Source organism: Actinomadura atramentaria DSM 43919 (assembly GCF_000381885.1).
In the GTDB taxonomy this organism is placed as follows: Bacteria; Actinomycetota; Actinomycetes; order Streptosporangiales; family Streptosporangiaceae; genus Spirillospora; species Spirillospora atramentaria.
In genome coordinates, this window is record NZ_KB907240.1 from 1 (window position 1) to 4,334 (window position 4,334).

General features: G+C 70.2%; 4 protein-coding genes and 1 tRNA gene. 3 read left to right on the forward strand and 2 right to left on the reverse strand.

The features are described 5' to 3' along the window. Window positions 1–184: 184 nt before the first annotated feature. Window positions 185–1,273, reverse strand: a complete 1,089-nt coding sequence (locus tag G339_RS38365; RefSeq protein WP_157408154.1) for a PucR family transcriptional regulator — start codon at window positions 1,271–1,273, stop codon at window positions 185–187. A gap of 126 nt (window positions 1,274–1,399) precedes the next feature. On the opposite strand from G339_RS38365, the gene G339_RS0131935 reads away from it, so the two are divergent. Then, window positions 1,400–2,326 carry a proline dehydrogenase family protein gene (locus G339_RS0131935; protein WP_019635126.1) on the forward strand — a complete coding sequence of 309 codons (927 nt, stop codon included), beginning with the start codon at window positions 1,400–1,402 and terminating at the stop codon, window positions 2,324–2,326. Between the two features lie 12 nt (window positions 2,327–2,338). Here the strand turns inward: G339_RS0131935 and G339_RS0131940 are convergent, their stop codons facing one another. After that, complete coding sequence (locus tag G339_RS0131940; protein ID WP_019635127.1) at window positions 2,339–3,535, reverse strand: cytochrome P450; 1,197 nt, start codon at window positions 3,533–3,535, stop codon at window positions 2,339–2,341. 52 nt (window positions 3,536–3,587) lie between these two features. Between G339_RS0131940 and G339_RS38370 the strand changes: the two genes are divergently transcribed. Both G339_RS38370 and G339_RS0131950 read left to right on the forward strand, forming a co-directional pair. Next, on the forward strand, window positions 3,588–4,247 hold the full coding sequence (locus G339_RS38370) for a TetR/AcrR family transcriptional regulator (RefSeq protein ID WP_205625678.1): 660 nt from the start codon (window positions 3,588–3,590) through the stop codon (window positions 4,245–4,247). A gap of 14 nt (window positions 4,248–4,261) precedes the next feature. Beyond that, a tRNA-Met gene (locus G339_RS0131950) sits at window positions 4,262–4,334 on the forward strand.

Sequence of the window (4,334 nt, forward strand, 5' to 3'; positions counted from 1 at the left end):
TTGGGGCTCGTCTGGTCGCAACGTTTGTTGCTTCCCGGCGGGCTCCTTCGCCTTTTCCCGGGGGGACGACCCCCCGGAGCCCCCCGGTGTGGGGGGCTCCGCCCCCCACGCCCCCCTGTGGTTGCTGTTTGTTGTTTGGCTCTCCGTTGTCTTGGGCTCGCTTCGCTTCGTGGTTCCTTGCTTTTTATGTTATGTGTTCGTTTAGGGTCAGGGCTAGGTGGAGGGTTAGGCGGTCTTGGCCGTTGGTCAGGTCTAGGGTGGTTATTTCTTCTATTCTTTCTATTCGGTGGTAGAGGGTTTGGCGGTGGATGTTGAGGGTTTGTGCTGTTGGTTTTATTGCGCCTGCGTTGTCTAGGTAGAGTTTGGCTGTTGTTGTCAGGGTCGGGTGGTTGGTTGTTAGGTCGGTGATTTTTTCTGTGAGGACTGCTTCTGCTAGGTGGGTCTCGTCTGACCAGCGTAGGAGGCGTAGGGCTCCTAGGGTGTCCCAGGATCTTGTGGTGCCCGGGGCTGCTGCTCTCGCTGTTGTTCTTGCTCGTTGCCAGGCTTCTCTGACTGACGTCAGGGTTGTGCAGGGTTGGTAGACGCCTGTTGTCACGGGGGATGTCGCGTGTTCTGCCAGGAGGGCTCTGGCTCGGTCGATGATCGGGGCGGGGGAGCGGCCTGGTAGGGGGATCAGGATGACGTGGTCGCCTTCCCAGATCGTGGTCAGGACCGCTCTTGGGAGTTGCCAGGGGTTCAGGACTGTCGCGCCGGGGGCGTTCAGGACCGCTACCGCTACCGGGGTTTCTATTGTTGTGTCTGCTGCTGCTCGTGCTCGGACTTCGTTGTCTGTGGAGAGTAGTTCTGCCAGGTGCAGGCCGAGGTCGCCGCGTTCTCTTGCTTGTCTGGCCATTTGGAGGCCCGCGCGTTCGCAGAGTGGTGTCGCGGTTCTGGCCAGTTTCTCGTCTATGCGGGATTCGTCGTCCAGGAGCCACAGGTAGCCGTAGGTGACGCCGTTCCAGCGGACCGGGAGGCACAGGCGGCCCAGGACTCCTGCCGCGTGGTCGGGCGGGATGCGGACGGGTTCCGTCGCGCGGGCTATGCCGTAGCGCTCGAAGCGGGATCTCACCTGCTCCGTGGAGCGGCGGTGGAGGATCGACTCCATGCGGACCGGGTCGATCGTCGTGCCGTGGGCCGCGTAGGCGACCAGGTGGAAGTCGCGGTCCTCCAGGGTCGCGGGCGCGCCGAGCAGGTCCGCGACGCGTTCGGTGACCTCCTGCAGATCGTCCGCCATCGCCGTCCTCCGGTTGGACGTTCGTCTGAAGAATTCGTGCGGTCGGTGTGGCATTTGAAGGTATGCCCTGGTGGTGAGCGGTTTCTAACGTCTAGGCAGGAACCCAGTCACCGTGGGGAGGAACCCGTGGCCAACTCATCGCTCCTCGCGGCCGCGCGCAGCGCGCGCCTCCGCGAGCTGATCACCGCGCTGCCGCTCACCAGGGGCGTGGTGGACCGGTTCGTCGCGGGCGACGACCTGGCCGCCGCGCTCGACGCCGTCCGCGAACTCCGGGACCACGGGCTGCGCGTCACGCTCGACCACCTCGGCGAGGACACTTTGGACCGGTCCCAGGCCGAGGCGACGCGCGACGCCTACCTGCGGCTGTTCGGCGCGCTCGCGGACCGGGGGCTGGCCGCCGGCGCGGAGGCGTCGGTGAAGCTGTCGGCGCTCGGGCAGGCGCTGCCCGGCGACGGCGAGGCCGTCGCGCTGGAGAACGCGCTGGCCGTCGCGGCGGCGGCCGACCGGCACGGCATGACGATCACGCTCGACATGGAGGACCACACCACGGTCGACTCGACGCTCGGCGTCCTCGGCAAGGTCCGCGCCGAGTTCCCCGCGACGGGCGTCGCGATCCAGGCGATGCTGCGCCGCACCGAGGGCGACCTGCGCGACCTCGTCCACGACGGGTCGCGCGTCCGGCTCGTCAAGGGCGCGTACGCCGAGCCCGCGTCCGCCGCGTACCAGGCGAAGGCCGACGTGGACCGCGCGTACGTCCGCGCGCTGCGGCTCCTCATGGACGGCGACGGCTACCCGATGGTCGCCAGCCACGACCCCCGGATGATCGCCATCGCCAAGGCGCTGGCGGTCCGCGCGGGCCGCGCGCCCGGCGACTACGAGTTCCAGATGCTGTACGGCATCCGCGCGGGCGAGCAGCGGCGGCTGGCGGCGGACGGCGAGGCGATGCGCGTCTACGTCCCGTACGGCGCCGACTGGTACGGCTACTTCATGCGCCGCCTCGCGGAGCGGCCCGCGAACCTGGCGTTCTTCCTCCGCTCGTTCGTGTCGCGCTGATCTTCGGACGCGTCACAGTCCCGTCGCGGGCAGGGACTTCCAGCCGCGCGTGAAGGGGGACGAGATCCGTTCGGCGACGTCGAGGTCCACGCCGACGTGCGGGTGCGCCGACAGCAGCTCCTCGAACGCGACGCGCGCCTGGAGTTTCGCCAGGTGCGAGCCGATGCAGAAGTGGACGCCGCTCGCGAAGCCCAGATGGCGCGGGATCTCGCGGGTGACGTCCAGCCGGTCGGCGGTCGGCCCGAACTCGCGCTCGTCCCGGTTCGCGGACCCGTACATCATCATGACCTTCTCGCCCGCCGGGATCTCCGTCCCGTGCAGGACGACGGGACGCGTCGTCGTCCGCGCGAGCGCCTGCACCGAACCCTCCATGCGCAGGAACTCCAGGATCGCGTTCGGCAGCAGGGACAGGTCCGCCGCCAGCAGCTCGCGCTGCGCGTGGTCGCCGTCGAGCAGCGCGACGCCGTGCGAGATCAGGTTCCCGGTCGTGTCGTTGCCGCCCGCGACCATGACGAAGCAGAAGCCGAGGACGTCCCAGTCCGTCAGCCGCTCGCCGTCCACCTCGGCGGCGGTCAGCGCGCTGATCAGGTCGTCCGCCGGGTCCGCGCGACGCGCCGCGATGACGTCGGAGAAGTAGCCGAACATCTCCGCGACCGCGTGCGCGGCGCGGGCGTCGTCGAGGGCGCCGGGGCCGAACCCGTCGTCCTGGAGCGTCGTCAGCGCCGCCACCCACGGGCCGAACCGCGCCCGGTCGGCCGCCGGGACGCCCAGCAGGTGCGCGAGCGCGAACGTCGGCAGCGCGGCGGCGAGGTCGCGGTGCAGGTCGGGCCGCCCGCCGTCGGCGGCGGCGCGCTCCATCGCGGCGATCCGGTCGCGGACGAACGCGCGCAGCAGATCCTCCAGCGCGGCGATCCGGCGCGGCGTGAAGCCGCTGCTGACCAGGCGGCGCAGCGCCGTGTGGCGGGGCGGGTCGAGCATGACGATCGTGGGCGCGAGGCCGAGCGCGCCGATCTCGTCGGGGTAGAACGTCAGGCCGCTCGCGGACGAGAAGGCCGCGTGGTCGCGGACCGCCGCCCACACGTCCTCGAACCGCGACAGCGCCCAGAACGGCGGGGCGTCGTGGCGGTGGACGGGGTCGTCGTCGCGCAGCGCGCGGTAGGCGGGGTAGGGGTCGGCCTGGAACCGGGGGTCGAACGGGTCGTACGCCATCGGCGATCCTAACGAGGGCCGTTATTAACGTGTCCGGTTAGTATCGGTCGGCATGCCGAAGGACGCAAGCGCCACCCGCGACCGGCTGCTCGCCGCCGGAGCCCGCCTCTTCGCCGCCCGCGGCATCGACGCCGCCCGCACCCGCGACATCGTCGCCCTCGCCGGACAGGGCAACGACTCCGCCGTCACCTACCACTTCGGCTCCCGCGCCGGACTCCTCGACGCCATCCTCCGCGCCGGCGTCCAACGCATGGAACCCGCCCGCCGCGCCGCCCTCCCCGCCCTCCGCGACGCGCCCCTCCCCGACGTCGTCGCCGCCGTCGTCCACCCCATCGCCGACGAACTCGCCACCCCCCACGGCCGCGACTTCCTCCGCATCGTCAACCAGGTCGCCGGACGCGCCGGACTCCGCCTCCACACCGTCCCCGAACCCATCCGCGACACCGCCCTCGCCGAACAACTCGGACTCCTCCAACACCACCTCACCCGCGACCTCCCCGAACCCCTCGCCCTCGAACGCCTCTCCCTCCACATCGCCTTCCTCGCCGCCGCCCTCGCCGACCGCGCCGCCCGCCTCGCCGCCCACCCCGACGCACCCGACCCCTCCCTCCTCGACCACCGCACCTTCACCGCCGACCTCACCGCCATGCTCACCGCCGCCCTCACCGCCCCACCCCCCAATCAATTTGCACAACCCCCCGCCACCCCATAGAGTTAAGACATCGCCGCGGGGTGGAGCAGTTCGGTAGCTCGCTGGGCTCATAACCCAGAGGTCGCAGGTTCAAATCCTGTCCCCGCT